Raw genomic sequence first — 25,045 nt, 5'->3', positions numbered from 1 at the left:
TGGTCAGGAATGTTCGGGGGTCAGGGGGGCCGTCTCGGGCGCGGTGCCGCCGCCCGTGACGAAGTACGGGGAGCGGCGCACGTACTTGGCGTAAGCGGCCATCACCAGGCCGGACGCGACGATGGCGAGCGGTACCGACAGCATGAACCACCCGTTGTCCGGGCTGAGTTCGAAGTGGTCGCTCATCGTCACGTACGAGCGGGCGAGATAGGCGCCGATGCCGAGGAGCGCGACGCCGCTGACCGTGGGCGCCACGACCGCGCGCAGGGCTCCGGACAGCGGACCGCGCAGGGCGGCGCGGAAGCGGACCGCGCAGGCGAGCGCCGTCAGGCCGTAGTACAGGGCGACGACCAGGCCGATGGAGTTGACGGCGGCGAGGATCATCTCGTTCAGCTTGGGGATGGCCAGTGCGAGCACGGAGACGCCGGCGGAGATCGACATGATGAGGACGGTGCCCAGGGCCGGGGACCCGTAACGCGGGCTGACGCGGGTCCACACCTGGCCCATCGTGCGGTCGCGGCCCATGGCGAGGAGGCCGCGCGCCGTCGGGATGACGCTCGACTGGAGCGAGGCCACCGCGGAGAACATCAGCGCGAGCAGCGGCAGCGTCGCCCACGGCTCGTCGGCGAGCTTCGCGCCGAGATACGTGAGGCCCTGCGGGCCCTGGGCGATCAGCTCGGGCAGGCTCATCTCGCGCTGGAAGGCCACGGCACCGTAGAGGAACATCGCGAGCATCGTGAACAGCGCGATGAAGCCGCCCCGGCCGGCGTCCCGCACGTTCTTCGTCTCCTCGGTGACGCTGAACGCGGCGTCCCAGCCCCAGAAGAAGAACACCGCGAGGACGAGGCCCTGCGCGAACGCCGTGCCGTCGTGGATCGCGAAGGGGTTCAGCCACGACCACTGGAAGGCGTGGCCGCCCGAGATGAGGGCCCAGCCGCAGAACGCGAGCAGGACCGCGTACTCGAAGACGAGCAGCCACGTCTGCAGCCGGGTGGCCTTGCGGACCCCGGTGATCGCCGTGTACGTCACGACGGCCAGGACCACGAGGCCGACCACCGTGCTCAGAGCGGTCGAGTTCGGGTCGAGCGTGAGGCCGAGGGCGCGGTGCCAGCCGGCCTTGTTCGCGAACTGGAGGAAGACCGACCCGGTGACGGCGCTCGTGTACGCCATGAAGATCACCGTGCCGACCAGGGTGACCCAGCCCGTGATGAAGCCGGGCCACGGGCCCAGAGTCTTGCCGACCCACACATAGCCGCTGCCCATGTTCGGCTCGGAGCGGTTGAGGCGGGCGTACGCGGAGGCGATGCCGAGGATCGGCAGGAACGCCACGAGCAGGATCGCCGGGGCCTGGAGGCCCACCGTCGCGGCGAGCGCGCCCATGCCGATCCCGATGCTGGTGGTGGCGGCGGTGCTGGACGCGGCGATGGCGACGCCGTCGACGACACCGAGGGAACGGCGCAGGCCAGGGGGTTCGCTGCTCATTCGGACACTCCTGAAACCGGAGGAGGGGAGGGAGGGTGCGATCAAACAGGCCTTGTCAATGTTGCGTCAATGGTGTTGACATAAGGGGAACGGGCGGCGCGGACGGAAGGGGATTCGGTATGACCGAAGGGCGGATTCCGGTGGAGCGGCGGCGCCGCAAGCCGACCAAGTCGGGGGTGCTGCTCTCCGGTGACCTGATCGTCGACTGCGCCCTGCGCCTGGTCGCGCAGCACGGGCCCGACGCGCTGAGCGTGCGCAGGCTGGGTGCCGCGCTCGGCTGCGACCCGAGCGCGGTCTACCGCTACTTCCACAACACGGACGACCTGCTCCTTGCCGTCGCCGACCGGATCATCGGCGAGAGCATGGCCGGGTTCGCGCCCGGCGACGACTGGGTCGAGGACCTGCGGAACATGGGGCTCCGGATCCACCGCGCCTACAGCGAACACCCCCGGATCGCCGCGATGGCCGCGTACCGGGTGACCCGCCGGATCAACGAGGTCCGGGCCGTGGAGACGGGTATCGGGCGGCTGCGGAGCGCGGGCTTCGACGACGCCACAGCGGTGCGGTACTACGCCGCGTTCGTCGACACGGCGCTCGGGCACGCGGCCCTGGACGCCTCCCATCTGGCGCTGCCGCCCGAGCGGCGAGCCCAGGACCACAGCGCCTGGACGGACACGTACCAGTCACTTCCGGCGGACACGCACCCCCAACTGGCCGCTGTCCGCGAGCACTTGCCCCTCATGGCGGAGAGCTCCTTCGGGACGGCGCTGGAACTGCTGCTCTCGGCGCTCGCGGCCCAGGCGCCACGCTGACCCTCCTTCGAGCGGGGCGTGGTCAGGACGGTTCGGCGTCGAGCTGGCTGCGCATCCAGGCCTCGACCTCGCCCACATGGGCCGCCGCCGCGGCGCGCGCCGCCTCCGGATCGCGGGCGACCAGCGCGCGGTGGATACGGGCGTGCTCGCGGCCCGTGCGCTCGAAGGCGCCCTCTTCCTGGTAGCCGCGCCACACTCGGGCGCGGAACGTCCGTGACGACAGCCCCTCCAGGATCGCGGCCATCGTGTCGTTGCCCGCGGCCGTGGCGATCACCCGGTGGAACGCGAGGTCGTGGGAGAGGATCTCCTCGGGGTCGTCCGTCGCCGCCATCGCCGCCAAGTGCAGCTCCACCTCGGCGAGTTGCTCCGGCGTGATGCGCGCGGCCGCCAGCGCCGTCGCCGTCGACTCGAGCACGCGGCGCACCTCCATCAGCTCCACGAGACGGGCGCCGCGCGAGAGATCGGCGACGACGCCGAACGTCTCCAGGAGGTCCCCGGCGTTCAACTGCGTGACGTAGATACCCGATCCGTGCCGCGCCTCCAGGACGCCGAGGACCGTGAGCGCCCTGATCGCCTCCCGCATCGAGCTGCGCGAGATGCCGAGCTGGGTGGCCAGATCGCGCTCCGTCGGCAGCCGCTGGCCCGGCTCGAGCAGTCCCTCGCCGATCATCGCCTTGATCTGCTCGATGGCCCGCTGCGTCACGGTGCCCTTCTGCGGGGCGGTCTGTTCCACGGACGCTCCTCAATATGCCGGGTCCGCCGCAGTCTAGCCAGAGATGTGGTCCGACCACTACGGCTTGAAACACGGAAAAGTTGGCGACGAGGGGTGTTGTGGCCGCCAAGTGGTCTGATAAATATTTCCGCCATCAGGTACCAGAAGTCGCTCGATCTCGCTCGATGAGGAGCCGTCAGATGGCCGGCAGAACAGTGCGCAAGCGGAACAGGTCGCGGATCGTCGGCGCGGCGGCGGTCGCCGCTTGCGCCGCCCTGGTGCTCACCGCGTGCGGCAGCACGAAGGACGACGTCGCCTCCGGCGGCAAGGGCGGCGGCGACGGAAAGGGCAAGGTCGGGGTCATCCTGCCGCTGCTCACCTCGCCGTTCTGGCAGTCGTACAACGACTACGTGCCGAAGATGGCGAAGTCCGAGAGCGTGGACGCGCTCAAGACCGTCAACTCCAACAGTGACCCCTCGCAGCAGATCACGGACATCAACAACCAGCTCAACCAAGGCGTCAAGGGCCTCGTCGTCGCGCCCCTCGACAGCGCCGCGATCTCAGCCGGCCTCGACCAGGCCGAACGCAAGGGCGTCCCCGTCGTCGCCGTGGACGTCGCGCCCGAGAAGGGCAAGGTCGCCATGGTCGTACGCGCCAACAACGTCGCGTACGGCGAGAAGGCCTGCGAGTACCTCGGTCAGCAGGTCAAGACCGGCAAGGTCGTCCAGATCATGGGTGACCTCGCCTCCGTGAACGGCCGCGAGCGCTCGCAGGCCTTCCGCGACTGCGTCAAGAAGAAGTACCCGGACCTCAAGGTCCTGGAGATCCCCGCCAAGTGGGAGTCCGACACCGCCGCGTCCAAGCTGGACACCCTCCTCAACGCCAACCCGGACATCAAGGGCATCTACATGCAGGCGGGCGGCGTCTACCTCGCGCCCACCCTGCAGACCCTCAAGTCCAAGGGCCTGCTGAAGAAGACCGGCGAGAAGGGCCACATCACGATCGTCTCGAACGACGGCATCCCGCAGGAGTTCGCCGCGATCCGCAAGGGCCAGATCGACGCGACCGTCTCCCAGCCCGCCGACGCCTACGCCAAGTACGGCATGTACTACATCAAGGCGGCGATGCAGGGGAAGACGTTCAAGCCCGGTCCCACCGACCACGACTCGGAGATCGTCAAACTGCCCAGCGGCATCCTCGAGGACCAGCTGCCCGCGCCGCTCGTCACCAAGGACAACGTCGACGACCCGAAGCTCTGGGGAAACACGGTCAAATGAGCACCTCGACGACAACCACGCCGGCGGTCAGGCCGCTGGTCGAGGCGTCGGGCATCGCCAAGCGGTACGGTCCCACGGTCGCCCTGCAGGACGGTCGCCTGACCGTCCTGCAGGGCGAGTCCCACGCCCTCGTGGGCCGCAACGGCGCCGGCAAGTCCACCCTGGTCACGGTCCTCACCGGCCTCCAGGCACCGGACGCGGGCACCCTCCTGTTCGACGGCGAGCCCGCGCCCCCGCTCAGTGACCGCGACGCCTGGCGCGCCAAGGTCGCCTGCGTCTACCAGAAGCCGACCGTCGTGCCCGAACTGACGGTCGCCGAGAACCTCTTCATCAACCGGCAGCCCGGCAGCCGCCGCGGCTTCTTCTCCTGGCGCAAGCTCCAGGAGGAGGCCGCGCAGGTCCTCGACACCTGGGACATCCACGTCGACCCCGACGCCCGCACCGCCGACCTCAAGGTCGAGGACCGCCAAATGGTGGAGATCGCAAGGGCGTTGAGCGGCGGTGCCCGCTTCATCGTCCTCGACGAGCCCACCGCGCAGCTCGACAACCGGGAGATCGAGCGTCTCTTCACGCGCATGCGTGCGCTCCAGGAGTCCGGCGTCACCTTCCTGTTCATCTCGCACCACCTCCAGGAGGTGTACGAGGTCTGCCAGACGGTCACCGTGCTGCGCGACGCCCGCTGGATCACCACGGCGCCCGTCGCGGAACTGCCGCGCGCCGCACTGGTGGAGGCGATGGCCGGCGAGGTCATCGCAGAGGAGCGCGCGGCGGCCCGCGCCGCCGTGGAGCACGAGCCCGACGCCACCGTCCTCCTCGACGCGCGCGGGCTCACCTCGGAGGCGTACCACGACGTCGACCTGACCGTCCGCAGCGGAGAGGTCGTCGGGCTCGCGGGCTCCAGCGGCAGCGGCAAGATCCAGCTCGCCGAGGCGTTCGCCGGACTGCACTCGCCGACCGCCGGAACGGCCCAACTGGACGGCAAGAAGCTGCCGTTCGGAGATGTGAGTGCAGCGCTCGCCGCGGGCGTCGGCTGCGTGCCGCGCGACCGGCACGAGCAGGGGCTCGTCACCGGCATGACCATCGGCGACAACGCCACGATGAGCGTTCTCGGGCGCCTCGGCCGCTACGGCTTCGTCGGCACCGACCGCAAGCGCCGCTTCGCCGCCGACCTGATCGACCGCCTCGACATCCACGCGGAGGGCCCCGACCAGCCCGTGTCCGACCTCTCCGGCGGCAACGCCCAGAAGGTCGTCATGGCCCGCGCCCTCGCCTCCGACCCCCGCCTTCTCGTCCTCATCAACCCCACCGCGGGCGTCGATGTGAAGTCCAAGGAGTCCCTGCTGTCCCGCATGGACAGCGCCCGCGAGGACGGCACGGCGGTCCTCGTCGTCTCCGACGAGCTCGACGACCTGCGCCGCTGCGACCGGGTCCTCGTCCTCTTCCACGGGAAGGTCGTCGCCGAGCACGCGGCCGGCTGGAACGACCACGAGCTGATCGCCTCCATCGAAGGAGTGGACCATGGCTGACACGAAGGCCCCGTCGGCCTTGACCACGACAAAGATCGGAGCGCCCGGAAAGGGGCCTGCCAAGGCCGTACTGCTGCGTCGGGCTCGCGAACTGGCCCTGGTCCCGGCCCTGTTGCTGCTCATGGTGCTCGGAGCGGTCGTCAACGACTCGTTCCTCACCGAGCGCAACCTCATCTCCATCCTCGGGGCCTCCGCGGCCCTCGCGATGGTGGTGCTCGCCGAATCGCTCGTCCTGATCACGGGCAAGTTCGACCTCTCCCTGGAGTCGGTGGTCGGCATCGCGCCCGCCGTCGGCGCCCTGCTCGTCCTACCGGTCTCCCAGTCCGGATTCGGCACCGAGTTCCCGACCGTGCTCGCGCTGCTCGCGATCCTGGTCGTGGGCGCGGCGATCGGGGCCTTCAACGGCATCCTCGTCGTGAAGTTCAAGCTCAACGCCTTCATCGTGACGCTGGCGATGCTGATCGTCCTGCGCGGACTGCTCGTCGGCGCGACCAAGGGCAAGACGCTGTTCGGCATGCCCGACGCGTTCTTCTCCCTCGCGACCACGACGTTCCTGAGGATCCCGATGTCGGTGTGGCTGGCCGCGATCGCCTTCGGCGTGGTGGGCCTCATCCTGAAGTACCACCGGATCGGACGCGCCCTGTACGCGATCGGCGGCAACGCCGACGCCGCCCGCGCGGCGGGAATCCGCGTCGAGCGCGTGATGCTCGGCGTGTTCGTCATCGCGGGCGTCCTCGCCTCGGTCGGCGGGATCATGCAGACCGGCTACGTCGGCGCGATCAGCGCCAACCAGGGCAACAACATGATCTTCACCGTGTTCGCGGCGGCGGTCATCGGCGGCATCAGCCTCGACGGCGGCAAGGGCACCATGTTCGGCGCTCTCACCGGCGTCCTGCTGCTCGGCGTCGTCCAGAACCTGCTGACCCTCGCCCAGGTTCCGTCGTTCTGGATCCAGGCCATCTACGGCGGCATCATCCTCCTCGCCCTGATGATCGCCCGGGTGACGACCGGCCGCGCCCAGGACTGACCCCCGCCTCAGCAAGAAAGGCCACCCGTGTCTCCAACTGCCGCCCGAATCATCGCGGTTGACACTTTCGACATCCGGTTCCCCACTTCCAGGGAGCTGGACGGATCCGACGCCATGAACCCGGACCCCGACTACTCCGCCGCCTACGTCGTGCTCCGCACCGACGCCGCCGACGGAGTCGAGGGGCACGGATTCACGTTCACCATCGGTCGTGGCAACGATGTCCAGGTCGCCGCGATCGACGCCCTGCGGCACCATGTCGTCGGCCGGGGGGTCGACGAACTGTGTGCCGACCCTGGGACGTTGAACCGCGACCTGATCGGTGACAGCCAGCTCCGCTGGCTCGGCCCCGAGAAGGGCGTGATGCACATGGCGATCGGTGCCGTCGTCAACGCCGTGTGGGACCTGGCGGCCAAGCGCGCCCGCAAGCCGCTGTGGCAGTTCCTGGCCGACGCGACGCCCGAGTGGCTCGTCTCGCAGATCGACTTCCGCTACATCGCCGACGCGCTCACCCCCGACGACGCCCTCGCGCTCCTCAGATCGGGCCGCGTGGGCGCGGCGGACCGCGAGAGCGCCCTGCGCGAGCGCGGCTTCCCCGGCTACACCACCTCGCCCGGCTGGCTCGGCTACTCCGACGAGAAGCTCGGCCGACTCGCCCGGCAGGCCGTCGCCGACGGCTTCCGGCAGATCAAGCTGAAGGTCGGCGCCGACCTCGCCGACGACATCCGGCGCTGCCGCGCCGCCCGCGCGGTGATCGGCCCGGACATCCGGATGGCGATCGACGCCAACCAGCGGTGGAACGTCGGCGAGGCCATCGAGTGGACCAGGGCGCTCGCCGAGTTCGACCCGTACTGGGTGGAGGAGCCGACCAGCCCCGACGACGTCCTCGGCCACGCAGCGATCCGCAGGGCCGTCGCGCCCGTGAAGGTCGCCACCGGCGAGCACGTCCAGAACCGCATCATCTTCAAGCAGCTCCTCCAGGCCGGCGCCATCGACATCCTCCAGATCGACGCGGCGCGCGTCGGCGGCGTCAACGAGAACCTCGCCATCCTGCTGCTCGCCGCCAAGTTCGGTGTCCCCGTGTGCCCGCACGCGGGCGGTGTCGGCCTGTGCGAACTCGTCCAGCACCTCTCGATGTTCGACTACGTCGCCCTCGCGGGCACCACGCAGGACCGCGTCATCGAGTACGTCGACCATCTGCACGGCCACTTCATCGACCCCGTCGTGATCCGCGACGGCCACTACACGGCGCCCACGGCGCCCGGCTTCTCCGCCGCGATGCGGCCCGAGTCCATCGCGGAGTACACCTACCCCGACGGCGCCTTCTGGGCCGCCGACCTCGCCCGGCAGGGCGCCACCGACCAGAAGGGTGCAGCGGCATGACCGACGCCAGCGACGTGCAGGACCTCGCGGGGCTCAAGGCCCTCGTCACCGGCGGAGCGTCCGGGATCGGCCGGGCCACCGCCGAACTCCTCGCCGCCCGCGGCGCGAGCGTCGCCGTGCTCGACCTCGACCCGGGCAGCGTCGACAAGCCGCTGCGCGGCTACACCGCCGACGTCAGCGACGACGCCTCCGTGCGCGCCGCCGTGGTCGCCGCCGTGGCGGACCTCGGCGGCCTCGACGTCCTCGTCAACAACGCGGGCATCGGCGCCCAGGGCACCGTCGAGGACAACGACGACGACCAGTGGCACCGCGTCCTCGACGTCAACGTCCTCGGCATCGTCCGCACGACGCGCGCCGCCCTGCCCCACCTTCGGGAGTCGTCGCACGCGGCGATCGTCAACACCTGCTCCATCGCCGCGACGGCCGGCCTCCCGCAGCGCGCCCTGTACTCGGCGTCGAAGGGCGCCGTGTACTCCCTGACGCTCGCCATGGCCGCCGACCACGTCCGCGAAGGGGTACGCGTCAACTGCGTCAACCCGGGGACCGTGGACACTCCATGGGTCGGCCGGCTGCTGTCCGCCGCTCCCGACCCGGCCGCCGAGCGCGCGGCCCTCGCGTCCCGTCAGCCCACCGGCCGCCTCGTCTCTGCCGCCGAAGTCGCGGGCGCCGTCGCGTACTTGGCGAGCCCACTGTCCGGCGCCACCACCGGCACCGCCCTGGCCGTCGACGGCGGCATGCAGGGCCTGCGCCTGCGCCCCGCGGGCCAGTGACCGCCATGCGCACCCGCACCCTGGGCCGCAGCGGCGTCGATGTCACCGAGCTGTCCTTCGGCGCCGCCGGTATCGGCAACCTGTACACGCCCGTCACCGACGAGGAGGCCCGGACCGCGGTCGGCGCGGCCTGGGACGCGGGCATCCGTTACTTCGACACGGCGCCGCACTACGGCATCGGCCTGTCCGAGCTGCGCCTCGGCGAGGCCCTCGCGGCCCGGGACCGCTCGGCGTACACCGTGTCCACAAAGGCGGGACGCCTCCTCGTGCCCGTGGGGGAGAGCGGGGGCGACGACCTGGAGAACGGGTTCGCCGTGCCTGCCACGCACCGCCGCGTCTGGGACTTCAGCGCGGACGGTGTGCGCCGCTCTCTGGAGGACAGCCTGACGCGGCTCGGCCTCGACCGCGTCGACGTCGTGTATCTGCACGACCCGGACGACCACGGTGAGCAGGCGTTCCGGGAGGCCTACCCGGCTCTTGAGCGGCTGCGTGCCGAGGGTGTCGTCGGGGCGATCGGCGCCGGTATGAACCAGGTCGCGATGCTCACCCGGTTCGTCCGCGACACCGATGTGGACGCCGTCCTGTGCGCAGGCCGCTACACCCTCCTCGACCAGGGGGCGCTGACGGAGCTGTTGCCCGAGTCGCAGGCGCGCGGCACGTCGGTCGTCGTCGGCGGCGTGTTCAACTCCGGCCTCCTCGCCGACCCGCGGCCCGGCGCGACGTACGACTACGCGGCGGCACCCCGCGAAGTCCTGGACCGTGCCTACCGGTTGCAGGACGTGGCGCAGCGGCACGGCATCACCCTGCGGGCGGCCGCGCTCGCCTTCCCGTTCGGTCATCCGGCGGTGGCGAGCATTCTGGTGGGCACCCGTTCGCCGGACGAAGTCCAGGACGCTGCCGAGCAGTTCGCCGCGGCAGTGCCGGCCGCGTTCTGGAAGGAAGTACGCGCCGCCGGACTGCTGCCCGACGACGTCCCCGTACCCGGAGAGGAGCACGTGTGAGAATCGCCCTGCACACCAAGGTCCGCGCCGACCGTGTCGACGCGTACGAGGCCGCCCACCGCGAGGTCCCGGCCGAACTGCGCAAGGCCATCCGCGCGGCCGGTGCCACGTCGTGGACCATCTGGCGCAGCGGGACCGACCTGTTCCACGTCCTGGAGTGCGAGGACTACGCCCGCATGCTCGCCGAGCTGGACAAGCTGCCGGTGAACATCGCCTGGCAGGCCCGGATGGCCGAACTGCTCGACGTCGTCCACGACTACTCGGCCGAGGGCGCCGACGCGGGCCTGCCCGTCGTCTGGGAGCTGTGATGACCGCGATCGTCGACGCGCACCACCACGTCTGGGACCTCTCCGTGCGCGACCAGGCCTGGATCACCGGCGAGCAACTCGCCCCGATCCGGCGGGACTTCACGCTGGACGACCTCGCGCCCCTGGCGCACAAGTCCGGTGTCACGGCCACCGTCCTCGTGCAGACCGTCACCGTCGAGGAGGAGACCCCGGAGTTCCTCGCCCTGGCCCACGCCGGCGAACTCGTGGCCGGAGTGGTCGGCTGGGCCGACCTCACACGCCCCGACATCGCCGACACCCTGGCCCGGCTCGCCGAACTCCCCGGCGGGCGTTACCTGAAGGGCATCCGCCACCAGGTCCAGGCGGAACCCGACCCCGAGTGGCTGCTGCGGCCCGACGTGCGCCGGGGCCTCGCGGCCGTCGCCGACGCCGGTCTGGTCTACGACCTGGTGGTCCTGCCGAACCAGCTTCCCGCCTGCGCCGCGGCGGCCGCCGCTCTGCCCGGCCTCACCTTCGTCCTCGACCACTGCGGCAAGCCGCCCGTCGCGTCGGGCGTGACCGAGCCGTGGGCCGACGGGCTGCGCGCGCTGGCGGCCCTGCCCAACGCGGTCTGCAAACTCTCCGGCCTGGTCACCGAGGCCGACTGGGCGACCTGGACGCCGGGGGCGCTGCGGCCGTACGCCGACGCGGTCCTGGAGGCGTTCGGGCCCGACCGCGTGATGTTCGGCTCGGACTGGCCGGTGTGCAACCTGGCTGCAACCTATGAGCAAGTCATGGACGCAGCACAGGAGTTGACCGGATCGCTGACCGCTCCTGAGCGCGACGCGGTCTTCGGCGGCACGGCGACCCGCGTCTACGGGCTCTGACTCCGGGAGGTTTCTACCGGCTCTGGCTCCGGGAGACGGCAAGCCGCGTCGGCCTCAGGAACTCGCGTACGTACGTCCGCTCCCAGCAGGCACCCGTCGCCCGCAGCTCGCGCCACGTGGTGAAGCGATAGCGGTAGAGCCGGGCCCGGACGTACGTGGGCGGGGCGTCGGCGGGGAACGGGGAGCGGCGCAGGAGCCGCAACGTGTCGCGGTCGCCGGTCAGAAGCCGCTCCACCAGGCCTCCGAACCAGGACTCCGCGTACAGGGGAGAGAGCGCCGCGAACCACATCATCCAGTCGAGCCGCAGATGGTAGGGGGCGAACTGGCGTGGCCAGCGCCCCGGATCGCCCGGCTTGCCCCGGAACTCGTAGACCAGCCAGGCGGATTCCTCACGTGGCACCGCGTCGGCCGTGCCCTCGATGACGATCTCGTGCCGGATACGCCCGACGCTGCCGAAGGCGCCGTACGCGTTGACGAGGTGCAGGGAGTCGTAGGAGCGGTTCATGGACTGGCGGCGCGACAGCAGGTTGAGCGCCGGGTGGTAGCTCAGCGCGACGACGAGTGCGGTGACGGCGATGACGACGCACTCGTACCAGAGTGGGGCGGCGGCCGGGTGCGGCGGCTCGCGCAGGAGGGAGAAGTCCACCGCCGTCACGGCGAGCAGGATCGTCAGCCAGTTCAGCCAGGAGAAGTTGCCCGACAGGACCAGCCACAGCTGGGTGAGGATCATCAGGCAGGCCGCACCCGTCGCGATCGGCTGCGGGGTGAACAGGAGCACGGGCAAGACGAGTTGGGTCACGTGGTTGGCACCGGCCTCGACGCGGTGCAGGGGGCGCGGGAGCCGGTGGAAGAACCAGCTCAGCGGGCCCGGCATCGGCTGTGTCTCATGGTGGTAGTAGAGGCACGTCAGCTTCCGCCAGCACTCGTCCCCGCGCATCTTGATCAGGCCCGCGCCGAACTCGACGCGGAACAGGACCCAGCGCAGGAGCACCAGTACGAGCAGCGGTGGCGCCACCCGTTCGTTGCCGAGGAAGACGGCGAGGAAGCCCACCTCCAGCAGGAGTGACTCCCAGCCGAACGCGTACCAGGTCTGCCCGACGTTCACGATCGACAGATAGAGCACCCACGGCACCACCCACAGGGCCATGGCTGCCCACAGCGGCACCCGGTCGGCCAGTCCCGCGGCGAGCGCGGCCGACAGCGCGGCCCCGCCCCAGGCGACGCCCGCGAAGAACCGGTCCGAGTAGTACGCCCTGAACAGCGTCGGCGCCTGCCGCCATGGCACCCGCTCCAGATAGCGCGGAACCGGCAGCATCCCGCGCTCGCCGATCAGCGCCCGGAACTGCAGCGCCGCCCCCAGGAAGGCCACGAGATACAGCGCCGCCAGACCGCGCTGGAAGATCAGGCGGCCGAGCCAGTACCCGGGCGAGCTGAACCACTCCACCTCTCCAGTGTGACGGAGAGTGAGGGTGATGCGCGTGCGGGATCGCACTGCGCTTGCGAGATGCCCGATTCCGTCGCAAACAATGGGGCAAAGTGCCCATATGTAGGCGGGAGAACACGGTGCGCTCACCCACCAGGACCCTTGTCACTGCCTTTGCGATATCCGCCGCACTCCTGGTCGCCGGATGTTCCGGGGACAGCGGCAACAACGCGTCGGCCGACAAGGGGGAGCTGTTCCTCCAGCCCGTGGCGGAGGTGGGCAACGACCCGTTCACCGACTCCACCGCCACCACCACCGAGACTCCTGCCCCCGTCACCCGAACGCCGCAGCCGCCGTCACCGAGCGGCACCGCAACCGCGACCACGCAGGGCATGCGTCCCGTCGACGGCGCGACCCCCGGCCTCTACGGCGGCACGCAGTCCGTCGGAAGCTGCGACGTCGAGAAGCAGGTCGCCTTCCTCACCTCGGACCCGACCAAGGAACGCGCCTTCGCCGACGGCGCGGGCATCTCCGCGACCACCGTCCCCAGCTTCCTGCGCGGCCTCACCCCCGTCGTACTGCGCGCCGACACCCGCGTCACCAACCACGGCTACCGCTCCGGAGAGGCGACGAGCTACCAGTCCGTGCTCCAGGCCGGCACCGCCGTACTCGTCGACGCACGCGGGATGCCCCGCGTGCGGTGCGCGTGCGGCAACCCGCTGGCGCCGCCCGTAGCGTTCACGGGGACGCCGAACACCCAGGGACAGGAGTGGTCCGGCTACCGGCCCACCCAGGTCGTGGTCGTCACCCCGGCACCGAAGGTCATCACGAACATCGTCATCGTGAACATCACCAACAACACGTGGATCGAGCGGAAGGTCGGTGACGACGGACAGCACGACAAGCGCGTGCCGCCGCCCCCGATGCCGAAGCCCAACCCCTCCGACAGCTCCAAGTCGCCCCCGCCGTCGTCCACGTCACCGAGCTCGAGCAGCAGCTCCAGCAGCAGCCCGTCGGAGTCCTCCAGCAGCACCAGCCCACCGTCGTCGCAGCCGCCCTCCTCGGACGAGTCGGCACCGTCCTCCTCGGACGAGTCGGCACCGGCCTCGGAGCCCGCCGGCCCGCCGACCAGCGCGCCCGGCGACACAGACACCCCGCCGGACTCGCCCCCCAGCGACGGCTCCAGCGACCTCGGCCCGGACACCGTCCCCGACAGCCCCGACAGCCCCGACCGGCCCGGCGGAACCGGCCTCATCCCCGACGAGCCGTCCGCCGAGAACGTCCACGACATCTGACGCAACCTTGCCCGGCGAAGGCGCGCCGGGGGCCGCCGCACCGACGGCCCCCGGCGCGCCTAGTGGTGCGCGCAGGGCCATGCGGAGCACACGGTGCCCCACATGCGAGTGATTCGCGCTGCGCCTAGCGTGGCCCCATGGAAGCCGGTACGGGGGGAGGGGAGCCGACCGACTGCACCCACTGCGGCAGGGCGGCAGGCGGTGCGGCCTGCTGCTTCCTCGCCGAGTTCGGGGACCACCTGGGCATCGGCAGCTTCGACTGGGACCTCGACGCCGGCCTGATGCACATGGACGCCAAGGCCCACGAGATCTTCGACATACGCCCCGAGGAATACGACGGGCGCCCCGAGACCCTCGACCTCCGCGTCCCCCCGACCGAGGCCGTCAGGCTCGACGGCATCGTCTCCACGGCCCTGAAGGACGGCAGCGAGAACTACGGCGCCTACTTCCGCATCAAATGCCGCGACGGCAGGATGCGCTGGACCCACACCCAGGGCTACATCCGACGGGACGACACCGGCCGCCCGCGCCGCATCGTCGGCCTCGTCCGCGACGCCACCCAGGAGCTCAGCGACAGCACGGCCCGGCGTGAACAGGACGCCCTGCGCCGCCGCCAGACCAGCGTCGTCCAGGGCACCACCGCCGCACTCGCCCACGCCCGCACCGTCCAGGACGTCATCGACGTGCTCAAGGACAGCCACGGCCTCCAGCACCTCGGCGCCACCAGCCTCGTCATGGGCCTTGTCAAAGCCGGCCGCATCCACCTCGTCGCCGACGGCCCCGAGGGCAGCTTCGTGCCCGGCACCAAGGTCACGCGGATCGACGAGCCGTACCCCATGGGCGACGTCGTGCGCACCCTCGCGCCCCGCTTCATCGAGTCCCCCGACGACTTCGCCGAGTCCTACCCGCTGCTGTGGCCGCACATCACCCAGCTCGAGATCACGGCCGCGGCCTACCTGCCGCTCATCGCCCAGGCCCGCCCCATCGGCGCGCTCGGCCTGCTCTACAACGAGAAACGCGGCTTCACCGAGGAGGAGCGCAACGTACTCGTCGCCCTCGGCAGCAGCATCGCCCAGAGCCTCCAGCGCGCGATGTTCTACGAGCAGGAGAAGGACCTCGCCCAGGGCCTCCAGCAGGCCATGCTGCCCCGCACCATCCCCGCCGTGTCCGGCGCCGACATCGCCGTCCGTTACCGCTCGGCCTCCCTCGGCCGCGACATCGGAGGCGACTGGTACGACGTGATCCCGCTGCCCGGCGGACGCGTCGGCGCCGTCATCGGCGACGTCCAGGGACACGACACCCACGCCGCCGCCGTCATGGGACAGCTGCGCATCGTGCTGCGCGCGTACGCCGCCGAGGGGCACACGCCCGCCACCGTCATGGCCCGCGCCTCCGTCTTCCTCCACGAACTCGACACCGAGCGGTTCGCGACCTGCCTGTACGCGGAGGCCGACCTGTCGACCGGGGTCGTCCAGCTCGTGCGCGCCGGGCATCTGGACCCGCTGCTGCGCCTCACCGACGGGACCTGTCGCAGACTGCCTGTCGACGGCGGCCTGCCGCTGGGCCTCTCCGCCGAGTTCGGCCGGCTCGAATACCCGGTCGCGACCGTCGAACTCGACCCGGGCCAGACTCTGATCCTGTGCACCGACGGCCTCGTCGAGCAGCCCGGCACCGACCTCGACGACGGACTCCAGGCCCTCACGGCCCTCGTCGGCACCGGCCCCCACGACCTCGGCGACCTCGGCGACCTGTTGTGCGAGAGCGTCGACGAACGCGGCGGTGACGACGATGTCGCCCTGCTCCTGCTGCGCCGCCGCGGCATCGGCGCCCCCCAGTCGGGCGGCCGACTCCAGCAGCATGTCGCGCCGAACGACCCCGAGGCCCTGAGAGAGGCCCGGCACATGATCAGGGCCGCCGTCCGGGCCTGGGGATCGGGCGGGCGCGCGGACGAGATCGAGCTCGTCGCCGACGAGATGATCACCAACGCGCTGATGCACACCGACGGCCCCGCGATCGTCACCCTCCGCGTGATCACCGCGTCCGACCGCAGGCTACGCGTGGAGGTCGAGGACACCTCCAGCGCGCTGCCACGCCGGCGCGAGGCGGGCGAGGAAGGCGTCTCGGGGCGCGGCCTGCTCCTCGTGGACCGGCTCGCGGACGTGTGGGGCGTGGAGGCGCGGGGGAGCGGCAAGTGCGTGTGGTGCGAGTTCGTGGTGCCGGCCCGCGACTGACCGGGGCCGTGGCGACGGCTCACATGGCGGTGTCAGTGCCCGGTGGCACTCTGGACCTATGCCGGAACTTCCCGAGGTCGAAGCGCTGACGGACTTCCTCACCGAGCATCTGGTGGGGCACGAGATCGTCCGCGTCCTGCCCGTCGCCGTGAGCGTCCTCAAGACGTACGACCCGCCGCCCGCCGCCCTGGAGGGCCGCACGGTCACGAGCGTGACGCGGCACGGCAAGTTCCTCGACCTCGACGCGGACGGACTTCACCTCGTCACGCACCTCGCCCGCGCGGGCTGGCTCCACTGGAAGGACCGGCTCCCCGACGGCCCGCCCCGCCCCGGCAAAGGACCGCTCGCCCTGCGCGTCGCCCTGGAGGACGGCGAGGGCTTCGACCTCACCGAGGCGGGCACCCAGAAGAGCCTCGCCGTGTACGTCGTCCACGACCCGGCCGATGTCCCCGGCATCGCGAGACTCGGCCCCGACCCGCTCGCCGACGGCTTCGACGAGGCACGCTTCGCCGCACTCCTGGACGGCGAGCGGCGGCAGATCAAGGGGGCGCTGCGCGACCAGAGCCTCATCGCCGGCATCGGGAACGCGTACAGCGACGAGATCCTGCACGCCGCGAAGATGTCCCCGTTCAAGCTCGCGTCGAGCCTGACCGCCGACGACGTGTCCGTCCTCTACAAGGCCCTGCGCGACACGTTGACCGAGGCCGTCGAGCGCTCACGCGGCGTCGCGGCCGGGCGGCTCAAGGCCGAGAAGAAGAGCGGGCTGCGAGTGCACGGCAGGGCGGGGGAGAAGTGCCCCGTGTGCGGCGACACCATCCGTGAGGTGTCCTTCCACGACTCGTCGCTCCAGTACTGCCCGACCTGCCAGACGGGCGGCAAGCCGCTCGCGGACCGCAGGATGTCGAAGCTTCTGAAGTGACGGCCGTGCCGGCGTGCACTGCCCGAAGTCACTTGCCAGGAAAGGAGGTCTTCAACTGGCGTTGGTTTTCGGCGTATCACTGCACATAGGGCTGTATGAGCGAGCATGCCCCGATCTGGTCGGTTGCGCCAGATGAATTGTCTGAATGTTCGAGGTGGGAATGTGTGACCTTTCCTCGCGTGGTTCGTTGTCCGGTATGACAAGCGGGTCAGAGGGTGGAGCGGGGTGGGTGGGGTGCGCGGGTGGACGGGGCGGTCGGTTTCGGGGCTGCGTGTGCCCGCCCGACCATTCGTCGCTCCAGGGCCTTCCGGTGTGGCGGTACGTGACCGCCTCAAGGACCTCACGGCCGCGGATGAGCAGGTCCTCACGTTGGTCGGCGCGCACCTGAGCGCGCTCGCCTCACGGGATCTCACATCACGTTGCCGGGATGGTCTGCAGCATTCGGCGCAGACGTGGGCGGCGAGGAAGCGGGAGCTGACGCCGCGGTCGTCATCCAGGTGGGCGGGTGCGCTCACGAAGGCCACACATGATCAGTGGGCGCTGTCCCGGCGCGCACAGATGGCACACATTCAAAACCTCGAAGCCGGAATCAAGACCATCGCGCACCGCCTGTCGTTGCCGATCGGGGAGAGGGGCGGCAAGCGGGCTCCGGGTGGTTACCGGTCCCGGAGGGAGTGGCACGCCAAATCCCGCCGCCTTGCAGCATTGGAGGACCGTCTCGCGTCGGTGCACGCCGACCGGGAGGCCGGGCGGGTGCGGGTGGTACGCGGCGGCAAGCGTCTGATGAACAACCGCCACCACCTGGCCACGGCCCAGCTCAGCGAGCAGGAGTGGCGGCAGCGGTGGGAGGCGGAGCGCTGGTTCCTGCAAGCGGACGGCGAGTCCGGGAAGCGGTACGGGAACGAGACGATCCGCATCTGCCCCGATGGCGAGGTGTCCATCAAACTCCCGGCCCCGCTGGCCTCGTACGCCAACAGCAAGCACGGCCGGTATGTGCTCGCCGCAACGGTGCGGTTTCCGCACCGCGGCCAGGAATGGCGAGACCGCGTGGAGGCAAACCGGGCCGTTGCCTACCGCATTCACCTGGACGTGGCCCGTTCACGTTGGTACCTGACCGCCGCGTGGACATTCCCCGTCACCCCGACCATCCCCATGGACGCTGCGCTGGCGCACGGGGTGATCGGCGTGGACACCAACGCCGACCACCTCGCCGCCTGGCGGCTCGACACCCACGGCAATCCGATCGGCCGGCCCCGTCGCTTCGTCTACGACCTGTCCGGCACCGCCCAGCACCGCGACGCCCAGGTCCGGCACGCCCTCACCCGTCTGTTGAACTGGGCCAAGTCCTGCGGCGTCGCCGCCGTCGCAGTCGAAGACCTGGACTTCACGACGGAGAAGTCCCGCGAGAAACACGGGCGCAAGCGCCGCTTCCGTCAGGTGATCTCCGGCATGCCCACCGGCAAACTCCGCGCCCGCCTTGCCTCCATGGCCGACCAGACGGGCATCGCGGTCATCGCCGTCGACCCGGCCTACACCTCCAAATGGGGCGCGCAACACTGGCAGAAGCCCCTCACCAGCAAGACCAGCCGTCACGATGCCGCGAGCATCGCGATCGGCAGGCGCGCCCAAGGGCACCCGATCCGGCGACGGACGGCACCGCCCCCGCACGACCGGAGCGATCGTGTGGGGCATCGGACCGTCCAGGCCGAGCGGCGTGCTCTTGGGGGCGAGGAACCCCGCCCCCGCATGCCCGGACCACGGACACGATCCGTGCCGCCCGGACGCGGAGCGAACGCGGGGGACCAGTGTGCCCAAAACCGTTCGGGGCACACGGCTGAGCATGGGTTCTGGCAACAGGACCCACTCCCGCTCAGTCTCTAGGAACGGTTCACCGCATCGGGATGGTCACCAGGCGTGCCCCGTCAGTGGTCCGCACCTCGAAGCGGGCGATCTCCTGAGGGTGGAGCGCCACCGCGCTCTGCGTCGTGGTCGCCCCGGCGTCGTGGGCCCGCACGGCCCAGCTCGTCACCGTCTGCCGCGAACCGTCCTTGCCGACGACGACCAGCTCGCACACCCGTGGGCCGCGCGCGTCGTGGACCTCGAGCCCCACCCCGGTGCCCCACTCGTGGCCGGACGCCGTCACCGACGCCGACACCCCGGTCCCCGCGTCCCGTGCGTCCAGGCGCACGGCGCCGTCGCCGGATCCGCCCAGGACCACAGCACCCGGCCCCGCCACGGCGAGCACGACCGCCGCCGCCATCGCGCACAGCCACCGCCTCCGGCCCGCCCGTCGCACCCGCTCCATCCGCGAGACCAGCCCGTCCAGGAGCACGGGACCCGCCTCGGCCACGGTCTCCACGGCCGGCGGCGTAGCCCGCGCGTACAGCGCCAGGGCCGCCGTCGTGGACCCGAACCCCCCGACCCGCGCCACGCACCCGGGGCACTGCCCGAGATGGTCCTCGAAGCGGAACCGGTCCGCCTCGTCGAGGACGCCCAGCGCGTAGGCGCCGGCGTCGCGATGCCGATCCAGGGACCTCATGCCGTTCCTCGCGTCGTACGTGTCTGACCTCTGACCGGACCGTGTGTGCCGCTCGCCCTTCCGTACGCAACCGGCCGCCGAATCACTCAAGTCCCACCAGGATTGGCCACCACGGGGCAACCACCTACACTCCAGCCGCATGCTGCGCGTACTGGCCGTCGACGACGAGGAACCCGCACTCGCCGAGCTGCTCTACCTGTTGCGGGCCGACCCGCGGGTGCGCGCTGCCGAGGGCGCCACCGACGCGAACGAGGCGCTGCGCCGCATCGGGCGCGCCCTGGACGCGGGAGGCGACGACGCCGGCGCCATCGACGTGCTCTTCCTCGACATCCAGATGGCCGGGCTCACGGGCCTCGACGTGGCCCGGCTCCTCGCCGGGTTCGCCAAGCCCCCGCTGATCGTCTTCGTCACTGCCCACGAGGACTTCGCCGTGCAGGCCTTCGACCTGAAGGCCGTCGACTACGTCCTCAAGCCCGTCCGCAGGGAACGCCTCGCGGAGGCCGTACGGCGCGTTGCCGAGCAGGCCGCCGTCGCCCGGCCCGCCGTGGACCTCTCCGCCGACCGGATCCCCGTCGAACTCGGCGGCGTCACCCGCCTCGTGGCCGTCGCCGACATCACGTACGCCGAGGCCCAGGGCGACTACGCGCGCCTGCACACCGCCGACGCCAGCCACCTCGTGCGCATACCGCTGACCACCCTGGAGGAGCGCTGGCAGCCGCACGGGTTCGTCCGGATCCACCGCAGCCATCTCGTCGCCCTGCACCGCATCGACGAACTCCGTCTCGACGGCGGCGGCATGAGCGTGCGGATAGGCGACGCCGAACTCGCCGTGAGCCGCCGCCACGCGAGCCGTGTCCGCGAACTCCTGATGCGGCGCGCGGGCGGCTGACCGGAAACCGCGTGACCTGGGCCGATACCCGTCGACCTCTTCCGCTCGGCCCGCACCCCCGCCTACACTCCGGCCGTGTCCGCCAGCGCTGAGCCCGCACCCCGCCGCGAGGTCGTGACCGGCGAGCCGCGCGCGGCTCGCCGGCTGCCCGGCCACCCCACCCAGTGGGAGATCGACGAACAGACGACGCTGGGCGCGGCCTACGTCCGCTCGCTGATGCGCAGTCAACTCCGCACCGGACTCACCGCGTTCGCGGTCCTCGCGCTGCCCGTCGTGACCCTGCCGCTCTTCTTCGGCGCGCTGCGCAACACCACCGTCGTCTGGATCGTCCTCGGCTTCGGCTGCTACCCGGTCCTCGTCCTCATCGCCTGGTGGTACGTGCGCCGGGCCGAGCGCAACGAACGCGACTTCGCCCGCCTCGTGCACGGCCGCGCCGCCCGCGAACGTCACGGGGCGCCGTGAACGAGGCGTACGCGATACCCGCCGTGGCCGTGGTCGTCCTGGCCACGGTCCTCATCGGCGGCTTCGGCCTGCGCATCTCCCGCACCACCTCCGACTTCTACGTCGCCTCGCGCACGGTGGGCCCCGGCCTCAACGCCGCGGCGATCAGCGGGGAGTACCTCTCCGCTGCCTCCTTCCTCGGCGTCGCCGGACTGCTGCTCGTGCACGGCCCCGACATGCTCTGGTACCCCGTCGGCTACACCGCCGGATACCTCGTCCTGCTCGTGTTCGTCGCGGCCCCGCTGCGCCGCTCCGGCGCGTACACGCTGCCCGACTTCGCCGAGGGCCGCCTGGAGTCCCGCAGCGTCCGCAGGGTTGTCAGCATGCTCGTGGTCGGCGCGGGCTGGCTCTACCTCGTGCCCCAACTCCAGGGCGCCGGGCTCACGTTGCAGATCCTCACGGGCGCGCCGCGCTGGTTCGGCGGGGCGCTCGTCGCCGCCGTCGTCGTCCTCGCGGTCGCCGCGGGCGGCATGCGCTCCATCACCTTCGTGCAGGCCTTCCAGTACTGGCTGAAGCTGACCGCGCTGCTCGTGCCCGCGTTCTTCCTGGTCCTCGCCTGGCACGGCGACGGCGGCACCCCGCCCTCCGCAGACGGCGCGCCCTGGTCCGGCGCGGGCTCCGGGCAGCCACTCGCCACCAGCCGCGCGGACCACCCGCTGTACGCGACGTACGGCCTCATCGTCGCCACGTTCCTGGGCACGATGGGCCTGCCGCACGTCGTCGTCCGTTTCTACACCAGCCCGAACGGCCGCGCGGCCCGCCGCACCACGGTCGCCGTGCTCGCCCTCATCGGGCTCTTCTACTGCCTGCCGCCGATCTACGGCTGGCTCGGCCGTCTGTACGCGCCCGAACTGAGCGCTACCCAGGACGCCGACGCGGCCGTCCTGCTCCTGCCGGGCCGGGCCATCGGCGGGCTCGGCGGTGACCTGCTCGGGGCGCTCGTGGCCGGCGGCGCCTTCGCAGCGTTCCTGTCGACCGCCTCGGGTCTGACGATGGCCGTCGCCGGCGTGCTCAGCCAGGACGTCTTGCCGGCCCGCGGCGTACGGCACTTCCGCCTGGCGACACTCCTCGCGATGACCGTTCCGCTGGGCGGGGCGCTCCTGGTCAGCGGGGTGCCGGTGGCGGACGCCGTGGGGATGGCGTTCGCGGTGTCGGCGTCCTCGTTCTGCCCGCTGCTTGTCCTCGGCATCTGGTGGCGGCGGCTCACCCCGCCCGGCGCGCGGGCCGGACTGCTCCTCGGCGGCGGCTCCGCGCTCGTCGCGGTCACCCTGACCGTCGCCGGCGTCGCACAGGGCGGCTGGCTGCACACACTGCTCGCCTGGCCCGCCGTGTGGTCGGTCCCGGTCGGCTTCCTGGCCATGATCCTCGTATCGCTGGCCACCCAGGACTCCGTACCGCCGCACACCAGCGCCACGATGACGCGGCTGCACCTGCCCGAGTCGCTCAGCACGGACGGGACGATCGCCGCCGGCGAGCAGGGAGCCCGCACGTGACCGCCACCGCCGTACTCCTCGCCCTGTGCCCGCTCCTCCTCGCGGGCGGCTTCGTCCTCGGCCGGCGCACGGCGCACCCCGGGGGCCGCAGCGACGTCGGTACGCCCGTGGAGCGGGCCACCTTCGACACGCTGCACACCGCCTCGCTCGCCGCGCCGCCGCTGCGGGCCGGGCTCACCGAGGAGTCGGCTCGCAGGTCTGCCCGCAGGTTGCGCACGCTGCTCGGCACCGACGCGCTCTGCCTCACCAACCGCGCCGCCGTCCTCGCCTGGGACGGCGCGGGGGACCAGCATGGCAAACAGGTCATGGGGTATCTCGAAGGGCTGCTCGACACCGGGCGCAGCGCGGCGTTCGGCTGCGGATGCGGGGCCGTCGACTGCCCGCTGCGCTGGGCCGTGGCCGCCCCGATCGTCACCGACGGGCGCGTGCTCGGCGCCCTCGTCGCCTACGCGCCCCGCGAGTCGGCCGTCCTCGCCCGCGCTGCCGACGAGGTGGCCCGCTGGATCTCCGTACAGCTGGAGCTGGCCGAACTCGATCGCTCCCGCACCCGCCTCATCGAGGCCGAGATCAAGGCGCTGCGCGCGCAGATTTCGCCGCACTTCATTTTCAACTCACTGGCCGCCATCGCCTCGTTCGTGCGCACGGACCCCGAGCGGGCACGCGAACTCCTTCTGGAATTTGCCGACTTCACCCGTTACTCGTTCCGCCGCCACGGCGACTTCACCACGCTCGCCGACGAACTGCACTCCATCGACCAGTATCTGGCCCTGGTCCGGGCCCGGTTCGGCGACCGGCTCTCGGTCACGCTCCAGATCGCGCCCGAGGTGCTGCCGGTGGCGCTGCCCTTCCTGTGCCTCCAGCCCCTCGTCGAGAACGCCGTGAAGCACGGCCTGGAGGGCGCCGTCACCGGCAGCCGCATCACGATCGGCGCCCGGGACGCGGGCGCGGAGGCGGAGGTCGTCATCGAGGACGACGGGGTCGGCATGGACCCGGGCGAGCTGCGCGCGATCCTGCGCGGCGAGGGCGGCACCTCGACCGGGATCGGCCTCTCGAACGTCGACGAGCGGCTCAGGCAGGTGTTCGGCGACGACTACGGCCTCGTCATCGAGACCGGCACCGGCGCGGGCATGAAGATCACCGTGCGGATTCCCAAGTACCGCGCGGGCGTGCACTCTTCGGGCGTCGAGGTCGAATAGCAGGACAGCAGGGGCCCGGCGAAGGGGCCGATGGTGTTCAGAACAGATGGATCGCCAGATGGCCGAGCGGCAGCCCCAGTTGCCACGCCGGTGTCCACACCTTCGGCCCGTCGTCCTCCTCGTCGGGCAGCGATCCGCGGCCCGGCACGGAGTCCAGGTCCGGCGCGAGCAGTTCCGTCTCCTCCAGCCATCGCCAGGCCGCCTCGGCCAGTTCGAGGTCCGGCGAAGGTCTGTTCTCATGAAGCGCCTGCGCGGCAAGGCGCCCCATGTGCTCCCGCACCCAGTACTGCCACGGCTGGTCGTACGCCGTCAGCGACAGCCAGGTCTCCAGCTGGGACACGACCCGGATGCCGGACAGCTCGCCGTCCGTGTCCGACAGGAAGATCGTCAGTGCGAGTGCGTCGCGCCCGGCTCGGAACTCGAAGGACGTGGGCGGCATCAGATCACCGGTGCGCAGCAGCTCATCGGCGATGTATTCGGCGTACAACCACGCCATCGGCACCGTCAGTTCGCCGCCGCCGGCGTCCGATGTGCCTTCCTTGCTCCCGTGCAACATCCCTTCCTGCCTTCCTCCGGTCCGTGCGCTGTGCCGGCCCCCGGGCCCTCGCGCCCGACCGGGCGGGGGAGGACAGCCGATTACTCAATCGAGGACCGGGGCACCGGGCAAGGCGCTTTACGGAGGCTTGACCTGTTGTCCGGTTTCAATGCGGGCCGACCGTGTTCGCCTCATAGCCCGGGAGCACCCTGCGCAGTGCGCGCAGCGCGTAGTACGCGCGGGACTTCACGGTACCGGGAGGGATGCCGAGCGCCGCGGCGGCCTCGGCCACGGAGGCGCCACGGAAGTACACCTGGAGGAGCACCGCCCGGTGCTCCGGGCTGAGCGTCGCCACGGCCTCCCGCACATCGAGCGCGGCCGCCGAGCGCTCCGCGTGGTCGGCGCAGACCCGCGCGCTCTCCAGGACCGTGCCGCCGATCTCCGGGGGGCGGGCGAGCCGCGCGCGCCGGGCGTCTATGGCGAGCCTGCGGCCGACGGTGAACAGCCAGGGCCGCACGGACTCGTAGTCGGCGCGCAGCGCCTCCGGATGCTGCCAGGCGCGGACGAACGTCTCCTGGACCAGGTCTTCCGCCCGCTGCCGGTCGCCGTCGCACAGCCGCAGGAGGAAGGAGAGAAGCGGCCTGCCGTGCTCGCGCTGGAGCTCGGCCAGCACATGTGCTGCCGTGCGGTCGGGTCCTTCGGTCTTCGTGGCGGTCGTCATGGCCGTATGGCAGCGCAGCTCGCCGCTCACGCCCAGAGCACGGGCAGCGGTCTGCGACGGGCGGTCGATGCCGTCGGCGAGCGGTGCGGCGAACGGGGCCGACTGCGCCGGAACGTGACGCCGTTGTGGGGACTGCGGCGGTATGGAGCCTTGACTCGGC

At 71.3% G+C, this 25,045-nt stretch carries 22 protein-coding genes and 1 pseudogene; 17 read left to right on the top strand and 6 right to left on the bottom strand.

The features are described from left to right. Window positions 1-3: 3 nt before the first annotated feature. Window positions 4-1,482, bottom strand: coding sequence for an APC family permease (locus OG574_RS07420; RefSeq protein WP_326772446.1), 1,479 nt, complete (start codon window positions 1,480-1,482; stop codon window positions 4-6). A gap of 119 nt (window positions 1,483-1,601) precedes the next feature. Here OG574_RS07420 and OG574_RS07415 point away from each other — a divergent pair, with 119 nt between their 5' ends. Beyond that, on the top strand, window positions 1,602-2,294 hold the full coding sequence (locus OG574_RS07415; RefSeq protein WP_326772445.1) for a TetR/AcrR family transcriptional regulator: 693 nt from the start codon (window positions 1,602-1,604) through the stop codon (window positions 2,292-2,294). Between the two features lie 22 nt (window positions 2,295-2,316). Here OG574_RS07415 and OG574_RS07410 read toward each other — a convergent pair whose 3' ends face one another. Beyond that, window positions 2,317-3,027 carry a FadR/GntR family transcriptional regulator gene (locus OG574_RS07410; protein ID WP_326772444.1) on the bottom strand — a complete coding sequence of 237 codons (711 nt, stop codon included), beginning with the start codon at window positions 3,025-3,027 and terminating at the stop codon, window positions 2,317-2,319. A 179-nt stretch (window positions 3,028-3,206) separates the two neighbouring features. On the opposite strand from OG574_RS07410, the gene OG574_RS07405 reads away from it, so the two are divergent. From OG574_RS07405 to OG574_RS07370, 8 genes are read left to right on the top strand one after another with little or no spacing between them, the layout of a single operon-like run. Continuing rightward, window positions 3,207-4,283, top strand: coding sequence for a sugar ABC transporter substrate-binding protein (locus OG574_RS07405; protein ID WP_100592964.1), 1,077 nt, complete (start codon window positions 3,207-3,209; stop codon window positions 4,281-4,283). Continuing rightward, entirely contained in the window at window positions 4,280-5,809 is a 1,530-nt protein-coding gene (locus OG574_RS07400; RefSeq protein ID WP_326772443.1) for a sugar ABC transporter ATP-binding protein, read from the top strand. Before OG574_RS07405 ends, OG574_RS07400 begins: the two co-directional genes overlap by 4 nt. After that, window positions 5,802-6,836, top strand: coding sequence for an ABC transporter permease (locus tag OG574_RS07395; RefSeq protein ID WP_326772442.1), 1,035 nt, complete (start codon window positions 5,802-5,804; stop codon window positions 6,834-6,836). Before OG574_RS07400 ends, OG574_RS07395 begins: the two co-directional genes overlap by 8 nt. Before the next feature lie 27 nt (window positions 6,837-6,863). Further along, entirely contained in the window at window positions 6,864-8,219 is a 1,356-nt protein-coding gene (locus tag OG574_RS07390; RefSeq protein WP_326772441.1) for an L-fuconate dehydratase, read from the top strand. A gap of 14 nt (window positions 8,220-8,233) precedes the next feature. Next, the gene (locus tag OG574_RS07385; RefSeq protein ID WP_326778394.1) at window positions 8,234-8,989 is read left to right on the top strand and encodes an SDR family NAD(P)-dependent oxidoreductase; all 756 of its coding nucleotides are present in this window, start codon (window positions 8,234-8,236) and stop codon (window positions 8,987-8,989) included. A gap of 5 nt (window positions 8,990-8,994) precedes the next feature. Continuing rightward, window positions 8,995-9,990 (top strand): aldo/keto reductase, encoded by a 996-nt coding sequence (locus OG574_RS07380; protein WP_326772440.1) that lies wholly within the window; start codon window positions 8,995-8,997, stop codon window positions 9,988-9,990. Further along, window positions 9,987-10,298, top strand: coding sequence for an L-rhamnose mutarotase (locus OG574_RS07375; protein WP_326772439.1), 312 nt, complete (start codon window positions 9,987-9,989; stop codon window positions 10,296-10,298). The genes OG574_RS07380 and OG574_RS07375 overlap by 4 nt, the downstream gene beginning before the upstream one ends. Then, window positions 10,298-11,143 carry an amidohydrolase family protein gene (locus tag OG574_RS07370; RefSeq protein WP_326772438.1) on the top strand — a complete coding sequence of 282 codons (846 nt, stop codon included), beginning with the start codon at window positions 10,298-10,300 and terminating at the stop codon, window positions 11,141-11,143. The genes OG574_RS07375 and OG574_RS07370 overlap by 1 nt, the downstream gene beginning before the upstream one ends. 13 nt (window positions 11,144-11,156) lie before the next feature. Here the strand turns inward: OG574_RS07370 and OG574_RS07365 are convergent, their stop codons facing one another. After that, the gene (locus tag OG574_RS07365) at window positions 11,157-12,587 is read right to left on the bottom strand and encodes a lipase maturation factor family protein (protein WP_326772437.1); all 1,431 of its coding nucleotides are present in this window, start codon (window positions 12,585-12,587) and stop codon (window positions 11,157-11,159) included. Between the two features lie 119 nt (window positions 12,588-12,706). Between OG574_RS07365 and OG574_RS07360 the strand changes: the two genes are divergently transcribed. The 4 genes and pseudogenes from OG574_RS07360 to OG574_RS07345 all read left to right on the top strand — a co-directional run bounded on the left by OG574_RS07360 (window position 12,707) and on the right by OG574_RS07345 (window position 18,892). Continuing rightward, the gene (locus tag OG574_RS07360; RefSeq protein ID WP_326772436.1) at window positions 12,707-13,861 is read left to right on the top strand and encodes a DUF6777 domain-containing protein; all 1,155 of its coding nucleotides are present in this window, start codon (window positions 12,707-12,709) and stop codon (window positions 13,859-13,861) included. Between the two features lie 137 nt (window positions 13,862-13,998). After that, window positions 13,999-16,092, top strand: coding sequence for a SpoIIE family protein phosphatase (locus tag OG574_RS07355; protein ID WP_326772435.1), 2,094 nt, complete (start codon window positions 13,999-14,001; stop codon window positions 16,090-16,092). Between the two features lie 58 nt (window positions 16,093-16,150). Further along, window positions 16,151-17,011: an Fpg/Nei family DNA glycosylase gene (locus tag OG574_RS07350; protein ID WP_326772434.1), complete on the top strand. Its 861-nt coding sequence runs from the start codon at window positions 16,151-16,153 to the stop codon at window positions 17,009-17,011. A gap of 234 nt (window positions 17,012-17,245) precedes the next feature. After that, window positions 17,246-18,892, top strand: a pseudogene (locus OG574_RS07345) (IS200/IS605 family accessory protein TnpB-related protein). A gap of 7 nt (window positions 18,893-18,899) precedes the next feature. On the opposite strand, the gene OG574_RS07340 reads toward OG574_RS07345, so the two are convergent. Beyond that, window positions 18,900-19,550, bottom strand: coding sequence for a zf-HC2 domain-containing protein (locus OG574_RS07340; RefSeq protein ID WP_326772432.1), 651 nt, complete (start codon window positions 19,548-19,550; stop codon window positions 18,900-18,902). A gap of 139 nt (window positions 19,551-19,689) precedes the next feature. On the opposite strand from OG574_RS07340, the gene OG574_RS07335 reads away from it, so the two are divergent. The 4 genes from OG574_RS07335 (at window position 19,690) to OG574_RS07320 (ending at window position 23,629) form a co-directional block, all read left to right on the top strand. Continuing rightward, window positions 19,690-20,439, top strand: a complete 750-nt coding sequence (locus OG574_RS07335; protein ID WP_100592975.1) for a LytR/AlgR family response regulator transcription factor — start codon at window positions 19,690-19,692, stop codon at window positions 20,437-20,439. Between the two features lie 114 nt (window positions 20,440-20,553). Further along, window positions 20,554-20,901 (top strand): hypothetical protein, encoded by a 348-nt coding sequence (locus OG574_RS07330; RefSeq protein WP_100592976.1) that lies wholly within the window; start codon window positions 20,554-20,556, stop codon window positions 20,899-20,901. Continuing rightward, entirely contained in the window at window positions 20,898-22,433 is a 1,536-nt protein-coding gene (locus tag OG574_RS07325; RefSeq protein ID WP_326772431.1) for a sodium/solute symporter, read from the top strand. Before OG574_RS07330 ends, OG574_RS07325 begins: the two co-directional genes overlap by 4 nt. Beyond that, window positions 22,430-23,629, top strand: coding sequence for a sensor histidine kinase (locus OG574_RS07320; protein WP_326772430.1), 1,200 nt, complete (start codon window positions 22,430-22,432; stop codon window positions 23,627-23,629). Before OG574_RS07325 ends, OG574_RS07320 begins: the two co-directional genes overlap by 4 nt. Window positions 23,630-23,666: 37 nt before the next feature. Here OG574_RS07320 and OG574_RS07315 read toward each other — a convergent pair whose 3' ends face one another. Together OG574_RS07315 and OG574_RS07310 are read right to left on the bottom strand one after the other, a co-directional pair. After that, on the bottom strand, window positions 23,667-24,185 hold the full coding sequence (locus OG574_RS07315) for a hypothetical protein (RefSeq protein ID WP_326772429.1): 519 nt from the start codon (window positions 24,183-24,185) through the stop codon (window positions 23,667-23,669). A gap of 145 nt (window positions 24,186-24,330) precedes the next feature. Next, complete coding sequence (locus OG574_RS07310; protein ID WP_100592980.1) at window positions 24,331-24,885, bottom strand: sigma-70 family RNA polymerase sigma factor; 555 nt, start codon at window positions 24,883-24,885, stop codon at window positions 24,331-24,333. Window positions 24,886-25,045: the final 160 nt, after the last annotated feature.

The sequence above is a fragment of the Streptomyces sp. NBC_01445 genome (genome assembly GCF_035918235.1).
GTDB lineage: Bacteria > Actinomycetota > Actinomycetes > Streptomycetales > Streptomycetaceae > Streptomyces.
This window is presented reverse-complemented; position numbering and strand designations above follow the sequence as displayed.